The 17181-nt window shown below is 71.4% G+C and carries 15 protein-coding genes; 9 read left to right on the top strand and 6 right to left on the bottom strand.

Going from position 1 to position 17181, the window contains the following annotated elements; translation table 11 throughout:
• The first annotated feature begins 139 nt into the window (after positions 1 to 139).
• From M8542_RS08975 to M8542_RS08950, 6 genes are all read left to right on the top strand, one after another.
• Positions 140 to 1771 carry a beta-1,3-glucanase family protein gene (locus M8542_RS08975; protein WP_257919566.1) on the top strand — a complete coding sequence of 544 codons (1632 nt, stop codon included), beginning with the start codon at positions 140 to 142 and terminating at the stop codon, positions 1769 to 1771.
• 271 nt (positions 1772 to 2042) lie between these two features.
• Positions 2043 to 3851, top strand: a complete 1809-nt coding sequence (locus tag M8542_RS08970; RefSeq protein WP_308210245.1) for an arabinofuranosidase catalytic domain-containing protein — start codon at positions 2043 to 2045, stop codon at positions 3849 to 3851.
• 114 nt (positions 3852 to 3965) lie between these two features.
• Positions 3966 to 4937 (top strand): NAD(P)-dependent oxidoreductase, encoded by a 972-nt coding sequence (locus M8542_RS08965; RefSeq protein WP_257919565.1) that lies wholly within the window; start codon positions 3966 to 3968, stop codon positions 4935 to 4937.
• Positions 4930 to 5967 (top strand): D-alanine--(R)-lactate ligase, encoded by a 1038-nt coding sequence (vanA, locus tag M8542_RS08960; RefSeq protein WP_257919564.1) that lies wholly within the window; start codon positions 4930 to 4932, stop codon positions 5965 to 5967. Before M8542_RS08965 ends, vanA begins: the two co-directional genes overlap by 8 nt.
• Positions 5964 to 6572 carry a D-Ala-D-Ala dipeptidase VanX gene (gene vanX / locus M8542_RS08955; protein WP_257919563.1) on the top strand — a complete coding sequence of 203 codons (609 nt, stop codon included), beginning with the start codon at positions 5964 to 5966 and terminating at the stop codon, positions 6570 to 6572. The genes vanA and vanX overlap by 4 nt, the downstream gene beginning before the upstream one ends.
• Positions 6573 to 6588: 16 nt before the next feature.
• A complete protein-coding gene (locus tag M8542_RS08950) occupies positions 6589 to 7020 on the top strand; it encodes a GNAT family N-acetyltransferase (protein WP_257919562.1) in 432 nt (143 codons plus the stop codon).
• Here the strand turns inward: M8542_RS08950 and M8542_RS08945 are convergent.
• Positions 6998 to 8065 (bottom strand): sensor histidine kinase, encoded by a 1068-nt coding sequence (locus M8542_RS08945; protein ID WP_257919561.1) that lies wholly within the window; start codon positions 8063 to 8065, stop codon positions 6998 to 7000. The two genes, M8542_RS08950 and M8542_RS08945, sit on opposite strands and share 23 nt — an antisense overlap.
• On the bottom strand, positions 8058 to 8732 hold the full coding sequence (locus M8542_RS08940; RefSeq protein ID WP_257919560.1) for a response regulator transcription factor: 675 nt from the start codon (positions 8730 to 8732) through the stop codon (positions 8058 to 8060). Before M8542_RS08940 ends, M8542_RS08945 begins: the two co-directional genes overlap by 8 nt.
• A gap of 86 nt (positions 8733 to 8818) precedes the next feature.
• On the opposite strand from M8542_RS08940, the gene M8542_RS08935 reads away from it, so the two are divergent.
• The 3 genes from M8542_RS08935 to M8542_RS08925 all read left to right on the top strand — a co-directional run bounded on the left by M8542_RS08935 (position 8819) and on the right by M8542_RS08925 (position 12041).
• Positions 8819 to 9256, top strand: coding sequence for a M15 family metallopeptidase (locus M8542_RS08935; RefSeq protein ID WP_257919559.1), 438 nt, complete (start codon positions 8819 to 8821; stop codon positions 9254 to 9256).
• A 277-nt stretch (positions 9257 to 9533) separates the two neighbouring features.
• Positions 9534 to 10835 carry a DUF1800 domain-containing protein gene (locus M8542_RS08930; RefSeq protein WP_257919558.1) on the top strand — a complete coding sequence of 434 codons (1302 nt, stop codon included), beginning with the start codon at positions 9534 to 9536 and terminating at the stop codon, positions 10833 to 10835.
• Positions 10836 to 10841: 6 nt separating this feature from the next.
• Positions 10842 to 12041, top strand: coding sequence for a DUF1501 domain-containing protein (locus tag M8542_RS08925; RefSeq protein ID WP_257919557.1), 1200 nt, complete (start codon positions 10842 to 10844; stop codon positions 12039 to 12041).
• Positions 12042 to 12096: 55 nt separating this feature from the next.
• On the opposite strand, the gene M8542_RS08920 is transcribed toward M8542_RS08925, so the two are convergent.
• The 4 genes from M8542_RS08920 to M8542_RS08905 form a co-directional block, all read right to left on the bottom strand.
• Positions 12097 to 13383: an ATP-binding protein gene (locus tag M8542_RS08920; protein ID WP_257919556.1), complete on the bottom strand. Its 1287-nt coding sequence runs from the start codon at positions 13381 to 13383 to the stop codon at positions 12097 to 12099.
• Positions 13380 to 14060 (bottom strand): response regulator transcription factor, encoded by a 681-nt coding sequence (locus M8542_RS08915; protein WP_257919555.1) that lies wholly within the window; start codon positions 14058 to 14060, stop codon positions 13380 to 13382. The genes M8542_RS08920 and M8542_RS08915 overlap by 4 nt, the downstream gene beginning before the upstream one ends.
• A gap of 70 nt (positions 14061 to 14130) precedes the next feature.
• A complete protein-coding gene (locus M8542_RS08910) occupies positions 14131 to 15138 on the bottom strand; it encodes a right-handed parallel beta-helix repeat-containing protein (RefSeq protein WP_257919554.1) in 1008 nt (335 codons plus the stop codon).
• A gap of 12 nt (positions 15139 to 15150) precedes the next feature.
• Complete coding sequence (locus M8542_RS08905; RefSeq protein ID WP_257919553.1) at positions 15151 to 17082, bottom strand: hypothetical protein; 1932 nt, start codon at positions 17080 to 17082, stop codon at positions 15151 to 15153.
• Positions 17083 to 17181 lie beyond the last annotated feature (99 nt).

The following is a 17181-nucleotide window of genomic DNA, read 5'->3' as shown; positions in this document are numbered from 1 at the left end:
AGGGCACCGTTGAGGGCCGTTCGTGCCCCAACCCCGGCGCCGGATATTGACCGCGCGAGACCGGCGTACCTACCGTTTCGCCACCCTGCCCGGCGGAAAGGTCTGAACCAGTGACCGCCGGTCGTCCCCAGGAGGTGCCATGCCATCCAGACGTACCTTCCTCACCGCCGGCCTGGTGGCCGCCGCGGCCAGTGCGCCGCTGTGGTCCGCCGCCACCGCACCCCGGGCCCGCGCCGCCGCGGGCCTGCCGTTGACGTTGAAGAACAACTCCGGCAGCGGCACCGTCTACGCCTACGTCAGCGGCGCGGACACCGCGGGCCGGCCCGGTTTCGTCACCGCCAGCGGCCAGTTCCAGCGGCTGGCCAACCCGTCGTCGCCGGTGACGCCGATCCCGGACTACTCGATCCCGCTCGGCTCCGGCGGCCAGGTCACCGTGCCGCTGAACGACTACGTGATCGGCGGCCGGGTCTGGTTCTCCGTCGACAAGAAGATCCAGTTCTTCGTGAACCCCGGGCCCGGGCTGGTACAGCCCGGCTTCACCAGCTCGGATCCGAACTGGCAGACCAACTGGACGTTCGCCGAGTTCACCTACAACAGCGCGAACCTCTACGCGAACATCAGCTACGTCGACATGGTGGCGCTGCCGGTTTCCATGGCCACCACCGGCGCGGCCGGCTCGCAGTCGGTGAGCCCGCTGCCCGACGGCGCGCTCGGCGCCATCGCCGACGGGCTGCGCGCCCAGCACAACACCGACGGGGCGCCGTGGGACCGGCTGGTCGCCACCGACGCGTCCGGCAAGGTGGTGCGGGTGCTCGCGCCCGGCCACTCCCCCGTCGACTTCGGCGGCTACTGGACGAACTACCTCAACGCCGTCTGGGACCACTACCGCTCGACGCCGCTGACGATCAACGGCCAGGGCAGCATCGGCGCCTACACCGGCACGGTCAGCGGCGACACCATCGTGTTCGGCGGCTTGAACACCAACGGCGTCCCGTTCACCAAGCCCAGCGCGATCGACATCTTCGGCTGCGCGAGCGGGCCGCTGTACAACTCGGGCGGAGACGCGCGGGGCGCGATCGCCGCCCGGCTGGCGGCCGCGCTGAACCGCAGCAGCCTGCTGGTCGCGGGCGGCAACAACCAGCCCGACGGCGTCTCGCCCTCGAACTACTACAAGGACGCGACCACCAACCACTACGCCCGCTTGGTGCACCAGCACGCGTCGATCGGCTACGCCTTCCCGTACGACGACGTCGGCCCGACCGGTTCGCAGCCGGTCGACGGCCACCTCCAGGACCCGGCGCCGACGTCCTGGACGGTCTCCCTCGGCCCGGGCGGCGGCACGACACCGCCACCCACCGGTGGCGGGACGAGCGCGTACTCGACCATCCAGGCGGAGTCGTTCAGCGCCCAGGGCGGCACGCAGAACGAGGCGTGCAGTGAAGGCGGCACCGACGTCGGCTGGATCGCCAACGGGGACTGGCTGAAGTACTCGAGCGTCGACTTCGGCTCGAGCTCCCCACGCCAGTTCGTGGCCCGCATCGCCTCCGGCGCGGCGGCCGGGGTCAGCGGCGCGATCCTGGCCCGCGTCGACAGCCAGTCCGGCCCGGTGCTGGCGGAGATCGACTTCGCCAACAACGGCGGCTGGCAGTCGTGGCAGAGCGTGCCGGCGAACGTGGTCCGCTCGGTGACGGGAGTGCACGACGTCTACCTGACCTTCGGCGGCAGCTCGGCGGACTTCGTCAACGTCAACTGGTTCACCTTCACCCGCTGACCCGCGCCCCGGGCAAGCATCGCGACCGCGGTGCTCGCCCGTTCTCCGTGCCACGAAACGGATCCCGCGGTTACGCCGTCCGGGGGCACGCCAGCCCGCGAAAAATGGACCAAACCACCAGAAAGCCGTGAACCGTTGACACGGCCGAGAACCCGGTCCTAACCTTCCCCACATCCCCGGAAACCTCTCCGCACTCCCCTTCTCTCCCGGAAATACAACGTTGTAAAAATCCGCGCAGGTCGCTGACCTGCGGCTTGAGAGTGAGATCCCCGTGCGCCGTCCCCTTGCCCTGCTCGCCTCCACCGTGCTCGTCCTCGCGACGATGCTCGGCCTGAGCTCGCCCGCTCAGGCCGCCGGTCCGCTGCCCTGCGACATCTACGGTTCCGCCGGCACCCAGTGCGTTGCCGCGCACAGCACCACCCGTGCCCTCTACGCCGCCTACAGCGGCAACCTCTACCGCGTGCAACGCGCCTCCGACCACGCCGAAACGAACATCGGCCTGCTCGCCGCGGGCGGGTACGCCAACGCCGCCGCGCAGGACTCCTTCTGCGCCGGCACCACCTGCACCATCACCGTGATCTACGACCAGTCCCCGCGCCACAACGACCTCACCGTCGAAGGCCCGGGCACGGCGGGCGGCCAGGACGTCGCCGCCATCGCGTCCGCCCTGCCGGTCACCGCGGGCGGGCACAAGGTCTACGGCGTCTACGTCTCCCCCGGCACCGGGTACCGGCACTACGTCGGGGCCGGCGTCGCGCAGAACGGCCAGCCCGAAGGCATGTACATGGTCGCCAGCGGCACCCACGTCAACGGCGGCTGCTGCTTCGACTACGGCAACGTCGAAGCCCAGATCGCCGACACCGGCAACGGGCACATGGACGCGGTCAACCTCGGCACCACCTGCTACTTCCCGCCGTGCACCGGGATCGGCCCGTGGGTGGCGGGCGACCTCGAAAACGGGCTGTTCCAGGGCAACCGCTCCAACACCGCCAACCGCGGCAACGCCACCCCGTTCGTCACCGCGCTGCTGAAGAACAACGGCCAGACCACCTTCGCGCTCAAGGGCGGCAACTCCCAGAGCGGCGGCCTCACCACCTGGTACAACGGCGCCCTGCCCTCGGGCGGCTACACGCCGATGCACCAGGAGGGCTCGATCGTGCTCGGCACCGGCGGTGACAACAGCAACGCCTCCATCGGCTCGTTCTTCGAGGGCGTGATGACCGCCGGGTACCCGACCGACGCGGCGGACGACGCCGTGCAGGCCAACGTGGTCTCCGTCGGCTACTCCGGCTCCACCGGGACACCCCCCTACGCCGCAACGGTTTCCGGACCTGGCGGCAAGTGCCTCGACGTCGCCGGCGACGACACCGGCGGCAACGGCACCGCCGTGCAGCTGTGGGACTGCCAGACCAACGCCGCCGACCAGCACTGGGCGCACAACGCCGACTCGTCACTGTCCACTGTGGGCCGTTGCCTCGACGTCAACGGCAACGGCACGGCCAACGGCACCCAGGTGGAACTGTGGGACTGCAACGGCGTCGGCGGTCAGAAGTGGGTGCAGCAGGCCGACGGCTCACTGCGCAACCCGCAGTCCGGCCGTTGCCTCGACTCCCCCAACGGCGCCACCGCCAACGGCACGCGCCTGCAGATCTGGGACTGCAATGGCTCGGCGGCGCAGAAGTTCGCCGTCACCGGCGGCGGCCCGATCACCGGCCCCGGCGGCAAGTGCGTCGACGTGGCCGGAGACGACCACGGCGGGAACGGGACGGCCGTGCAGCTGTGGGACTGCCAGTCCTTCGCCGTGGACCAGCACTGGGTCCACCTCTCCGGTGGCGCGCTGCGCACGCTGGGCCGCTGCCTCGACATCAACGGCAACGGCACGGCGGGTGGCACCCAGGTCGAGCTGTGGGACTGCAACGGCGTCGGCGGCCAGGTGTGGACGCAGCAGGCCGACGGCTCGCTGCGCAACCCGCAGTCCGGTCGCTGCCTCGACTCACCCAACGGCGCGACCGGCAACGGGACGAGGCTGCAGATCTGGGACTGCAACGGTTCCGCGGCGCAGAAGTTCGCACTGCTCTGAGTCGGCCCCGGAGCGAGCCGTCGCGGTGAGCCGCGGCGGCTCGCTCCGGTGTATCGCCCGCGTATCGGAAAACGCATACGGGACGGCAACACCGCTTCGCCTTGACTGGCGGGCATGACCGACACGGCTCTGGGCATCACGATCTACGGCTGCGCGCCGGACGAGGCCGCGTTGTTCCTCGAGCTGGCGCCACGCTGCGGCGTCGTGCCGACCCTCACCGAGGCCGCGGTTTCCGAGGCCAACGTCGAGCTGGCGCGCGGAAACCGCTGCATCAGCGTGGCGCACAAGCACGCGATCACCAACGCCACCCTGCGCGCACTCGCCCAGGCCGGCGTGCGGTACATCTCCACGCGCAGCATCGGCTTCAACCACCTCGACGTCGGCTACGCGAACAGCGTCGGCATCACCGTCGGGAACGTCGCCTATTCACCGGACAGCGTCGCCGACTACACCGTGATGCTGATGCTGATGGTGGCGCGGGACGTCAAAACGCTGCTCCGCCGCGCGGACGTGCACGACTACCGGCTGAACGACGTGCGGGGGCGGGAGCTGCGCGACCTGACCGTCGGGGTCATCGGGACCGGGCGCATCGGCGTCGCGGTGCTGGACCGGCTGCGGGGCTTCGGCTGCCGCGTGCTGGCCCACGACATCCGCCCGCGCAACTCCGCCGACTACACCTCGCTCGACGAGCTCCTGCTGCTGAGCGACGTCGTCACGCTCCACACGCCGCTGACCGCGGACACCCACCACCTCCTCGACCGGGCCCGCATCGCGCGGCTGAAGCCGGGCGCGGTCGTGATCAACACCGGCCGCGGCCCGCTCCTGGACACCGAAGCCCTGGTCGAGGCGCTGGAAAGCGGCCGGCTGGGCGGTGCGGCGCTGGACGTCCTCGAAGGCGAGGAGGGGATCTTCTACGCCGAGCACCAGGGCTTCCCCGAGAGCGAAGCCCTGGCGCGGCTGCAGAAGCTGCCGAACGTGCTGATCAGCCCGCACACGGCCTACTACACCGACCACGCCCTGAGCGACACGGTCGAAAACTGTCTCGTCAACTGCCTGAGCTTCGAAAGCGGGGAACAGCATGGATAAGGTCAAGGTCGGGATCATCTTCGGCGGCGCCACCGAAGAGCATCCCGTCTCCGTCAAGTCGGCGCGCGAGGTCGCGAACCACCTCGACACCGAGAAGTACGAGCCGTTCTGGATCGGCATCACCCAAGACGGCGCGTGGAAGCTCTGCGACGGCCCCGGCCCGGGCTGGGAAAGCGAAGGCCGCCCGGTCGTGCTGTCGCCGGACCGCGAGGTCCACGGGCTGCTCGTCCTGGAACCGGGCGGGTACCGGGCGGTCCGGCTCGACGTCGTCCTGCCGCTGCTGCACGGCCGGCTCGGTGAGGACGGCGCGATGCAGGGTTTATTGGAGCTCGCCGGCGTGCCCTACGCCGGCTGTGACGTCGCCGGCTCCGCGCTGTGCATGGACAAGTCCCTCACCTACCTCGTCGTCCGCGCCGCGGGGATCGCGACGCCGGACTTCCGGACCGTGCCGGCGGACGAGCAGGTCGATCCCGGCGAGCTCACCTATCCCGTGTTCGTCAAGCCGGCCCGCTCGGGGTCCTCCTTCGGCGTCAGCAAGGTGACGAGCGGCGAAGAGCTGGCCGAGGCGGTGGAGACCGCGCGGAAGTACGACGCGAAGGTGCTGATCGAAGCGGCGGTCGCCGGTCAGGAGATCGGGGTTTCCCTGCTGGGGAACGATCCGGACCTGGTCGCGGGCGAGCCGGACCGGGTCGCGCTCACCCACGGCTTCTTCAAGATCCACCAGGAAGCCAACCCCGAAAGCGGCTCCGAGAACTCGACGTTCGTCGTCCCGGCGGACATCCCGGCGGAGTCGCGCGCACTCGTGCTCGAGACGGCGAAGGCCGTCTACCGTGCGCTCGGCTGCCGTGGACTGTCGCGTGTGGACATGTTCCTGACCGGTGACGGGACCGTGGTGCTCAACGAGGTCAACACCCTGCCCGGGATGACCTCCTACAGCCGCTACCCGAGGATGATGGCCGCGGCGGGGATCCCGCTCGGCGAGGTGCTCGACCGCATGGTATCGCTGGCCCTGACGGGAAAGTCCCGGTGAAGGACGGCTTCGTGTTCGTGGACGAGTTCGCGCCCGGGATCCGCTGGGACGCCAAGTACGCGACGTGGGACAACTTCACCGGCAAGCCGGTGGACGGGTACCTGGCCAACCGGGTCGTCGGCACGCGGGCACTGGGCGTGGCTCTGGCGAGCGCCCAGGAAGAGGCCGAGTCCCGCGGTTTCGGGTTGCTGCTGTGGGACGGCTACCGGCCGCAACGTGCCGTGGACTGCTTCCTGCGCTGGGCGAAGCGCCCGGAGGACGGCCGCACGAAACCGCGGCACTACCCGAAGATCGACCGGGCCGAGATGTTCGAAAAGGGTTACGTGGCCGCGAAGTCCGGGCACAGCCGCGGCAGCACGGTCGACCTGACGCTCTACCACCTCGACACCGCCGAGCTCGCCCCGATGGGCGGCGACCACGACCTGATGGACGCGATCTCCCACCACGACGCGAGCGGGATCACCGAGGACGAGGCACGCAACCGGCGGCACCTGCGGTCCATCATGGAGGCCAGCGGCTTCCGCCGGTACGACTGCGAGTGGTGGCACTACACGCTGACCGACGAACCCTACCCGGACACGTACTTTGACTTCCCCATCGGCTGACCACGAGATCCGGCCGGTGCGGCTCGCGGATGCCGCGCGCCTCACCGGCCTGCTGACCCAGCTCGGCTACCCGGCCGACGTCGACACGGTGACCGGCCGCCTCGCGGTCGTCCTGGCTTCGGCCACCCAGCGGGTCCTGGTCGCGGCCACCGCCACCGGCATCGCCGGCTACGTCGGCGTCGAACGGCGGTCGGTCATGCTGCACCAGGACGAGCGCGCCGAGATCACGGGCCTGGTGGTGGCCGCGACGGCCCGCCGCGCCGGTGTCGGCCACGCGCTGGTGCGGGCGGCCGAGCGGTGGGCCGCGGAGCTCGGGCTGCGCACGGTCGTGGTCCGGTCGAACGTCGCGCGGCCCGAGTCCCACCCGTTCTACGAAGGGATCGGGTACCGGCGAATGTCCACTTCGCACACTTACCGCAAGGACTTCACCGCGGCAGGCGCACCGTGACCAGGAGGCCGCCCTCGGCCCGCGGGACGAGGGTCACGGTGCCGTCGTGGGCCTGGGTGATGCTGTCGACGATCGCCAGGCCGAGCCCGACGCCGTCGTGGCCGGAGCGGGTGCGTTCGGCGCCGCGCAGGAACGGTTCCGCCAGCGTCGAAACCTCGTGCGGGGTCAGCTTTTCGCCGGTGTTCTCGACGGTCAGTTCGACCGTGCCCGGCTGGGCGGCGGTCGTGACCCACACCGCGCCGTCGGCGGGCAGGTTGTGGACGATCGCGTTGTGCACCAGGTTCGTCGTCAGCTGCTGCAGGAGCGCCGGTGAGCCCGCGGCCGGGGCCGGGTCGCCGAGGGTCTCGACGGTGACGCCGCGTTTTTCCGCCAGCGGCAGGAGCGTTTCGGCGGCTTCTTCCGCCATGAGCGACAGCTCGACGTCCTCCCGGGTGAAGGCCCGCTGGCCGGCCCGGCTGAGCACGAGCAGCGCCTCGGTGAGCTCGATCGCCCGGGTGTTGACGACGTGCAGGCGCTCGACGAGTTCGCCGGCTTCGCCGTCGCGCCGGGCGACGTCGAGCAGCGTGCGGGTGACCGTCAGCGGGGTGCGGAGCTCGTGGGAGGCGTTGGCCGCGAACCGCCGCTGGGCGGCGACGTGGGATTCGAGCCGCTCGAGCATGGTGTCGAAGGCGTCGGCGAGCTCGCGGAACTCGTCGCGGCGGCCGGGGAGGCGGACGCGGTGCGAGAGCGACCCGGCCGCGGCGGTGCGGGTGGCGTCGGTGATCCGGGTCAGCGGCGCGAGCATCCGCCCGGCCAGGAACCAGCCCCCGGCCAGGCCGAACACCAGCATGAAGACCAGCACCGCGATCGCGGACGGCACGAAGGCGCGGATGAGGGCGCGCCCGGGCGGCGAGATCACCACCGGCATGGTCTCCAGGCCCAGCCGCTGGTAGTACAGCAGGAACAACCACATGGCCCCGAGCAGGACGACGCTCGCGAGCATGGTGAACCCGGCGTAGCTCAGGGTGAGCTTGAGGCGGACGCTCAGCCCGGGCGGCCTACCCACGGTCGTGGCCGGTGTCGATCCGGTAGCCGACGCCGGCGACCGTGGCGATCAGCCAGGGTTCGCCGAGCCGCTTGCGCAGGGCCGAGACGGTGATGCGGACGGCGTTGGTGAACGGGTCGGCGTTCTCGTCCCAGGCCCGTTCGAGCAGCTCTTCGGCGCTGACGACACCGCCTTCGGCCGCGACGAGCACCTCCAGCACCGCGAACTGCTTGCGGGTCAGCGCGACGTACCGGCCGTCGCGGTAGACCTCGCGGCGGAACGGGTCCACCCGCAGCCCGGCGAGCTCCCGCACCGGCGGCCGGTGGTGCGCGCGGCGGCGATCCAGCGCCCGCAGCCGGACCACCAGCTCCTGCAGCTCGAACGGCTTGGTGAGGTAGTCGTCGGCGCCGAGCTCGAACCCGGTGACCTTGTCGTCGAGCCGGTCGGCGGCGGTGAGCATGAGGATCGGGATGCCACTGCCGGAGGCGACGATCCGCTGCGCGACCTCGTCGCCGGACGGGCCGGGGATGTCGCGGTCGAGGACGGCGAGCTCGTAGGAGTTGACGCCCAGGAGCTCGAGCGCGGTGTCGCCGTCGCCGGCTATGTCGGCCGCGATCGCCTCCAGCCGCAGCCCGTCGCGGATGGCCTCGGCCAGGTACGGTTCGTCCTCGACGAGCAGCACACGCATGCTTCGATGCTACGGACCGGCCCTTATCGCGGGCTTATCGAAAACCGGATACGGGCCGGCAACACGGCGTGGCCTCTCCTGGAGGCATGCCCTCCAGCGAACCGGCGCTCGGCGCCGTGACGGTGTTCGACGACGTCCCGGCGGTGGCCAACCTCGACCCCGGCCTGCGGACCGCCCTCCGCCGCGCGGCCGCGGACGTCGGCTTCGTGGTGAACAGCGGCTGGCGCTCCCCCGAGCACCAGGCCCGGCTGCGGCGCGAGGCGGTGGCGAGGTACGGCTCGGAGGAGGCGGCGGCCCGCTGGGTGGCCACCCCGGAGACGTCGGCCCACGTGCGCGGACTGGCGGTCGACATCGGCCCGCCCGCCGCGGCGGCGTGGCTTTCGGAGCACGGCGCCGCGTACGGGCTGTGCCGGGTGTACCGGAACGAGCCGTGGCACTTCGAGCTGTGCCCGGAGGCGGCCGAGGGTGGGTGCCCGCCGATGTACGCCGACCCGTCGCAGGATCCGCGGATGCGGTCGGCTTGAGGAACCGTCAGCCGCTCGCCCGAGCGCCCGCGGCGGGTCGCTCCGGCGCCCCACCCGCCGCCGAGCTTCGCGCCGGGTCTGGTTCCGCCGCCGGCCCTCCTCGGACCAGGCTCTGCGCGTAAGCCGGCGGCAGCTGGCCGCGATGCCCGACCGGCCGCCGAGGCTCCGCGCCGGTCCTGCGCCGCGCCCGCCTCCGCCGTCGGCCCAGCTGTGGATCGGCTTAAGGAACCCGCCTGCCGGTCGCTTCACCCCGCCTGAGCAGGGCACCATCACCCGTATGGTGGTGCTCTCCGAACGAGCCGCGGTCCGGCGGCTGCACGACCGCCTCGGCTTCGGGCCGCGGGCCGGTGATCTCGACCGCGGGTTCGCCGAGACCCGCGACCGGCTGCTGGCCGGTGGCCCGGACGCCGGCGCGGCCGCGACCCCCATGCCCGATCCCGGCCCGCCGCCGGACAAGCCAGGCAAGAACGCCGACCAGGCCGCCAAGCAGCAGGCCCGCAAGCAGACGCAGGCCCAGGCGACCCAGGCCGCCGGGTGGTGGCTGGACCGGATGGCGGCCGCCGACCTCGCGTCCGTCGAACGGCTGACCTGGTTCTGGCACGGCCACTTCGCGACCAGCGAGCAGAAGGTGCGCAGCCCGCGGCTGATGCTCGCGCAGAACCGGACCCAGCGCGACCACGCGCTCGGCAGCTTCACCGACCTCGCCCGGGCGATGGTCGTCGACCCGGCGATGCTGCTGTGGCTCGACGGGAACAAGAACAAGGCCGGCAAGCCGAACGAGAACCTCTCCCGCGAGTTCATGGAGCTGTTCACCCTCGGCGTCGGCCACTACACCGAAGACGACGTCCGCGAGGCCGCCCGGGCGCTCACCGGCTGGACCGCCGACCGGGGCACCACCGGCGCGCAGCTCGTCGCCAAGCGGCACGACGACGGCGTCAAGCGGATCCTCGGCACCGAAAGCGACTTCGCTGCTCAGTCCTTTGTGGACCTCGTGCTGAGCCGGCCCGAATCGGCGCCGTTCGTGGCCGGGCGGGTGTGGTTCCGGCTCGTGTCCTCGACCCCGCCGCCGGCCGGCACGCTCAACCGGCTCGTCGCCGCCTACGGGAGCCGCCGCGACATCCGGGCGCTGCTGCGCGCGATCACCGACGAACCGGCGTTCCACGACAGCGCGACGTCGCTGGTCAAGCAGCCGGTCGAATGGCTGGCCGGGCTCCTGCGCGCCCTGGGCGTGCGGCCGGGGAAGCTCGACGAGAAGACCCGCGCGCAGCTGTCGGCCGCGTTGCGCGGGATGGGTCAGGTGCCCTTCCAGCCGCCCAGCGTCGGGGGCTGGGCGGCCGGCGGCGCGTGGCTGACGACGTCGGCGGGTGTGGCGCGCCTGCACGCGGCGCAGCTGGTCGCCGCGCACGCGGACCTCGGCGCGGTGACGAAGGCGCGGGACAAGGTCGCCGCGATCGGCGACCTGCTCGGCGTCGACGCCTGGTCGGACCGCACGCGTGCCGCGCTGGCCGGGGTCGCCGGCAACGCGCGGCAACTGTCCACAGTGGCCGCTTGTGCCCCCGAATACGTAGTGAGCGGGTGACGAAGAGTGCAGCAGGTGAACCGTCGCAGGTTCCTCACCGCGACCGGCGTGACGGCCGCCGCGGCACTGGCCGCCGGCGCAACGCAGGTCGACTGGGGCCACCTCATGTCGGCCGCGGAGATCGACCCCCTCGACCCGGACGCGGGCGTGCTCGTGGTCGTCACCCTCTACGGCGGCAACGACGGCCTCAACACCGTCGTCCCGGCGAGCGACCCGGCTTACCAGAGCGCCCGGGCCGAGCTGGCCTACCGACCGGAAGAGGTCCTCGACCTCGGTGACGGGCTGGGGCTGAACCCGGGCATGAAGGGCCTCAAGGGCCTCTGGGACGGCGGTCGGCTCGCGGTGCTGCGCGGCGTCGGCTACCCGAAACCGGACCACAGCCACTTCCGCTCGATGGCGATCTGGCAGACGGCGTCGCCGGAGACGTCGGTGCCGACCGGCTGGCTCGGCCGCTGGCTGGACGCGACCGGCGACGACCCGCTGCGCGCGGTGTCGGTCGACCCGGTGCTGCCGCCGCTGCTGGCCGGGGAGCGCACCGCCGCGGCCTCGCTGCCCGTGGGCGGGCTGAAGCTCCCGGACGGCGCGCTGGGCCAGGCGTTCGGCGGCCTCGGCGCCGCCCAGGCCGGCGAAGGGTACTGGCAGGCACGCGCGGCGCGGTCGGTGACCGACCTGCACCGGGCGGCGCAGACGTTCGGGAAGTCCACGAAGGACGGGCAGAAGGCCAAGGGCGAGCTGGCGGCGCAGCTCGACGTCGTCGCCGGGCTGATCGAGGCGGGCGTGCCGACGCGCGCGTATTCGGTGTCGCTGGGCGGCTTCGACACGCACGCCGACGAACGCGGCACCCAGCAGCGGCTGCTGACCGAGCTGGACGGCGCGCTGACCCCGTTCGCCCAGCGGCTGGCGAAGACCGACCGCGGCAAGCAGGCCACGGTGCTGGTCTACTCGGAGTTCGGCCGGCGCGTGACGGCGAACGCGAGCCAGGGCACCGACCACGGCACGGCGGGCCCGGTCTTCGTGCTCGGCCCGAAGGTCAAGGGCGGTTTCCACGGCGCGGAGCCCAGCCTGACCGACCTCGACGACGGAGATCTGAAGCTCACCACCGACTTCCGCGACATCTACGCGACGCTGCTGGAGGACGTCCTGGGCGCGGACGCGGGCCAGGTGCTCCCCGGCCACAACGGCCGCATGACAGACCTCTTCGCCTGACGCCCTGCCGCGGCTGGTCGTGAGTGTTCAGGGCGGTTAGAACCGCCCTGAACACTCACGACTGCGGCAGCCCGGCCAGCCGGAACCGCGCTCCCCCACCCGGCGCCGCCTCGCACCACAGGTCGCCACCGTGCGCGCGGGCGAACCCACGAGCGATCGGCAGGCCCAGGCCCGAACCACCCTGGCCACGGGCTTCGTCGAGCCGGACCAGGCGGTCGAAGATCCGCTCGCGCTCGGGCCCCGGCACGCCCGGGCCGGAATCCGTCACCGTCACACCATCCGCCGTGACCTCCAGCGTGAGCGTGCCGCGGCCGGCCATCGCGCGGACGGCGTTGCCCGTCAGGTTGGCCAGGATCTGCGTGAGCCGGGCGCGGTCGCCGAGCACGACCGTGTCCGGGCCCGTCACCTCGACCGAGACCGCCGGCGCGGTCAGCCCCAGCTGCTCCGCCTGAGCCCGGACCAGCTCCAGCAGCGGCACCGGGAGCCGCTCGAGCTCGGCACCCGCGTCCAGGCGGGCCAGGTCCAGCAGGTCGGCGACGAGCCACCCGGCCCGTTGCGACTCGCGGATCACCAGCAGCTGCAGCTGTTCCCGCTGCTCGTGCGGTGTGTCCGGCGGCTGCTGCAGCAGGGCCTCGGCCGCGGCCTGCACCCCCGCGAGCGGGGTCCGCAGCTCGTGGGCGGCGTCGGCGACGAACCGCCGCGTCCGTTCTTCCGACGCCCGCGCGGCCCGTTCGGCGCCTTCGAGCGCGTCGAGGGCGGAGTCGAACGCCGCCGCCGTGCGGCCCAGCTCGGTCGAGGTGCGCTGAGGCGCGAGCCGGCCACCTCGCCCGCCGGAGACGATGGAACGCGCCAAGCGCGTCATGGCGTCGAGCGGCGCGAGGGCGAACCGGACCGCCAGCACGAGCGCGACCGCGGCGACGAGCAGCGCGGCCACCCCGGTCGCCAGCAGCACCCACCGCAGGCTCTGCTCGGCGGCCGCGATGAGGGACTCGTCCGCGGTGAGCGTCAGCTTCGCGCCGTCGATCCGCGGCGGCCCGGTCAGCGTCGCGCGCACCTGGCGGATCCGCGCGTCGGGCGGGAGGTCACCCGCGCCGAAGAACGTGCCGTCGGGCAGCGACAGCGCGCCCTGCACCCCGCGCGTCTCGACGCGCCGCAGCAGGTTCTGCGGCGCCACGTTCTGCTTGGCCAGCTGCTGGGCCAGCTGGACGCGCGCGGTGAGCACCGCGCTGACGTCCCGCTCGGCCTGCGCGCGGAACACGGTGTCGACGACGAAGCCGACCGCGACCAGCACGACCGCGAGCACCACCAGCACGGTGACGGTGACCCGGCGCCGCAGGCTCACGGCTCACCCCGCAGGACGTAGCCCTGGCCGCGCACGGTGTGCAGCACGCGCGGGCCGTGCGCCTCGAGCTTGCGGCGCAGGGTGCTGACGTTCACCTCGACGAGGTTCGGCGCGTAGTCGTCGTAGCCCCACACCGCGGTGAGGACCTGCGTCTTGGAGACCACCCGGTCGCGATGCCGGGCGAAGTACACCAGCACCTTCCACTCGGTGGAGGTCAGCTCGACGTCGGCGGCGCCGTAGCGGGCCCGGCCGCCCTCGACGTCGATCACCAGCTCGCCGATTTCGACGGGTGGCCGGGTGCGCCCGGTCCGGCGCAGCACCGCGGTCACCCGCGCGACCAGCTCGGCGAGCACGAACGGCTTCACGAGGTAGTCGTCGGCGCCTTCGCCGAGGCCGCGCAGCCGGTCTTCGACACCGTCGCGGGCGGTCAGCATCACCACGCCGGCCGCCGACGTCCGCCGGATCACCCGCAGCAGCTCGAACCCGTCGCGTCCGGGCAGCATGACGTCCAGCACCACCAGGTCCGGGCGGGCGGTGGCGAGCTCGGTCTCCAGCTCGGCGCCGTCGGGCCGCGAACGCACCGAGAACCCCGCGGCGGACAGGGCCGACTCGACCGGCAGCCGGATCGCGTCGGCGTCCTCGATCACCAGGATGCGCGGCGGGGTCGGCTCGTTCACCCGGCCAGCCTAAAGGCACCGGGGCCCGCGCCGCCGCCTCTGGCGGGAGGCGGCGACGCGGGTCACCTGGTCAGCTCCCCGGGGTGAGCGGGGTCTTCGACACCCCCTTCCCGCCGGTCGCCGTGTTCGAAGCGCCGATCACGTTCGGCGTCTTCTGCGACACGCAGCTGCTCTGGTTGGTCGAGTTGATCCCCCAGCCCTGCGCGTTCGTCAGCGTGAACGTGTTCTTCGTGATCGTGTTGCCGCAGCCGGTCTTGCCCCAGACGTTGTGCGTCTGGAAGCCGTCGAGGTACGGGTGGGTGACCTTGTTGCCGGTGATCGTGTACTTGTCGCCCTTGAGGTCGATCGTGGAGTCGGCGGAATTCTGGTTCTTCTCGCCGGTGCCGTCGAGCGTGTTGCCCGAGACCACGCCGTCGTGCGTGCCTTCCTTGATGTCGACGCCCTCCGCCGCGACGTTCGGGCCGATCTTGTTGTCGAGCACCTGGACGTAGTTGCTCGCGTCGGGGTCCTTGCCGCCGTTGGCGCCGTAGCACTCCCAGTTGCTGTTGGCCGAGCCGAGGTAGACGCCCTCGCCGTAGCCCGGCTGCTCCTTCCCGGTGTTGTAGACGGTCGAGTTCTTGATGACGCCGTAGGCGCTGCTCTTGCGGAAGTGCACGCCTTCGTAGCCGATGTCGTGCACGGTGACGCCGTCGATGGTGACGTGCGAAGCGCCGTCCAGCACGATCCCCTTCTTCGAGTCCTTGACGGTGAACCCCTTGAGGTTCCAGTAGTTCGCACCCTGCAGCCAGAGGCCGTACCCGGTCTGCCCGGACGGGCAGTCGGTGTCGCCGGGGTTGAACAACGGGTCGTGCAGCACGGCTTTCGCGCCGCCGACGAGGGTGATCGGCGCCGCCGCGGTGCCGGGCTTGGCCGCCACGAACGCGCCGCTGTAGTCGCCGTCGGCCAGCTTGATCGTGTCGCCCGGCTTGGCCGCCGAGAGGGCCGCGGTCAGCTGGGCGGCCGTCGAGACGTCGATCGTGGTGGCCGCGGGGTGGACGAGCTGCCCCACCAGGGACAGCGCCGCGAGGGTCTTGAACATCACGCGCTCCCTTCAGCCGGCGTTCTTGAGGAACAGCGACTTCGCCGTGCTCGTCTTCGAGTCGTCGACGCCGTGGCCGTGGGTGTAGTCCTTCTGCTCGTTGTGCGCCCAGTCGGTGATCGGCTTGCCGCCGACGTCCAGGTGGTGGAAGGCGCTGCCGTCCCAGCCGAACTGGTAGATCTTCGTGTGGTCCGGGTAGTACGGCGTGTACGCGGCGCCGGCGGTGACCTGCTTGGTCATGGTGTTGTTGAAGAAGACGTTGCGCGGGCCCGAAGAGCCGGACCACTTGACCGCCTTCTGCCCGGTCGACCAGTAGATCGGGAACCACGTCGAGTCGTCCGGGGCGTCACCGCCTTCGTCACCGCAGTGCGCCGTGCAGTTGCCGGAGCGATGGGCGAAGGAGACCTTGTTCGTGTTGAGCTCGAACAGGTTGTTGCGTTCGTAGCCGCCGTGGATGTTGAAGTCGGAGTCGATGTCGTTGCCGATCACGACGTTGCCCGAAGCCGACCACTGGAACGTGAAGTGCCGCAGGTCGCGGGTGGTGTTGCCGACGTAGAGCGAGTCCCAGACGCGGGAGCCGCGGAAGTAGCCGTTGCCGCCCTTGCCCTTGTTCCACGAGCCGTCGAGCTCGTTGTTCACGATCTGGAGGTTCTTGGCCTCCTCGGTGACGATCGGGTGCGAGCCGGTCATGATCGCGTGCGTGTTGCGGACCCAGGAGTTGGCGGCCCACTTGAACACGATGCCCTGCATGGCCAGCGACGGCGCCAGGTTGCCGTAGTTGTCCTTGGCCTGCTCCTGGGTGACGCCGGGCGGCGCGACCTGGGTGAACGAGAAGTCCTCGAAGCCGACCCCGACGATCGGGTCGACGATCGGCGACGCCTTGGACGCGTAGGTCGCGCCGTCGATCGGCGCCGAACCGTCCGAAGTGGAGTCGACCGGGACGTCGTACTCGAGCGGCTTGTCGATGGACACCGTGTGGTTCTTGGTGTCGAGCGCGGTGATGGTGAACCACTGCTGGCGCATGTGCAGGTTCTGCAGCGGCCAGGTCGTCGGGACCGCGTTCATCGACTGGTAGAACTTCATCGTGTTGGCGGCGCGGATGTTGATGAAGCCGCCGACCTTCATGTTCGTCGTCTTGGCGCTGGTGGCCAGGTAGACGGTCTTGTCGCCGGTGCGGGCCGCGAAGCCCTTGTCGCCGGGCTTCTCACGCAGCTTCGCGCCCGCCTTCCAGTGCACGTTGATCGTGCCCTCGAAGATGTCCTTGCGGTTGGCCGGCGCGGACTTGTACTGGCTGGCGTAGCTGGGGTCGACACCCCGGGACTGCACGCGGAACAGGCCGCGGCCGGGCCACAGCCAGCCGCCGGAGCCGTCCTCGTAGTTCATCTCGTGCTGGTCCCACTGGTCGCCGTCCGGTGTGACGACGTCGTATTCGGTGTTCTTGTCGGGTTTGTAGACGAACTTGGTCTGGTCCATGCCCGCGCCGCGCAGGATGAGGTAGTTCGCGTCGACGTGGATCTCGTGCGAGACGTTCAGCTGGCCGGCCGGGAAGGTGATCAGGCTGAGCTTCGAGTAGCTGCCCGACGGCGAGCAGGACGAGTGGATCTTGTCGATGGCCGACTGGATGCCGGCGGTGTCGTCGACGCCGTCGTCCGGCTTGACCTTGTACGTGCTCGCCAGCTGGGCCGCGGTGATCCGGCAGCTCGCGCTCGGGTTGACCGCGCCCGAGCCGGGCAGGTCCTGGCCGCCGCGGAAGCCGGCCTTGCTCCAGTCGTAGAGACCGGGCACCGGTGCGGCGCGGTTGGCCGCGGACGTGTCCAAGGTGGTCAGGGCGCCGGGGCCGGGTGCGTTCGCCGATGCGGCCACGGCGGCCGGGTTCAGCGCGCCGAGCCCGGCCGCGGCACACGCGGCCACGGCCACGAGCACGCCGGTTTTCTTGCGTGACAAGGGAACCTCCGAAATAGGGAAGAAGAATCGCGCGGCGAAGACGAACTCTGGTTATCGGCGGGCGCGAGCGGGGGAAGTCCGGAATCCGGGTGAGTTCCC

Source organism: Amycolatopsis iheyensis, from assembly GCF_024703995.1.
GTDB lineage: Bacteria > Actinomycetota > Actinomycetes > Mycobacteriales > Pseudonocardiaceae > Amycolatopsis > Amycolatopsis iheyensis.
This window is presented reverse-complemented; position numbering and strand designations above follow the sequence as displayed.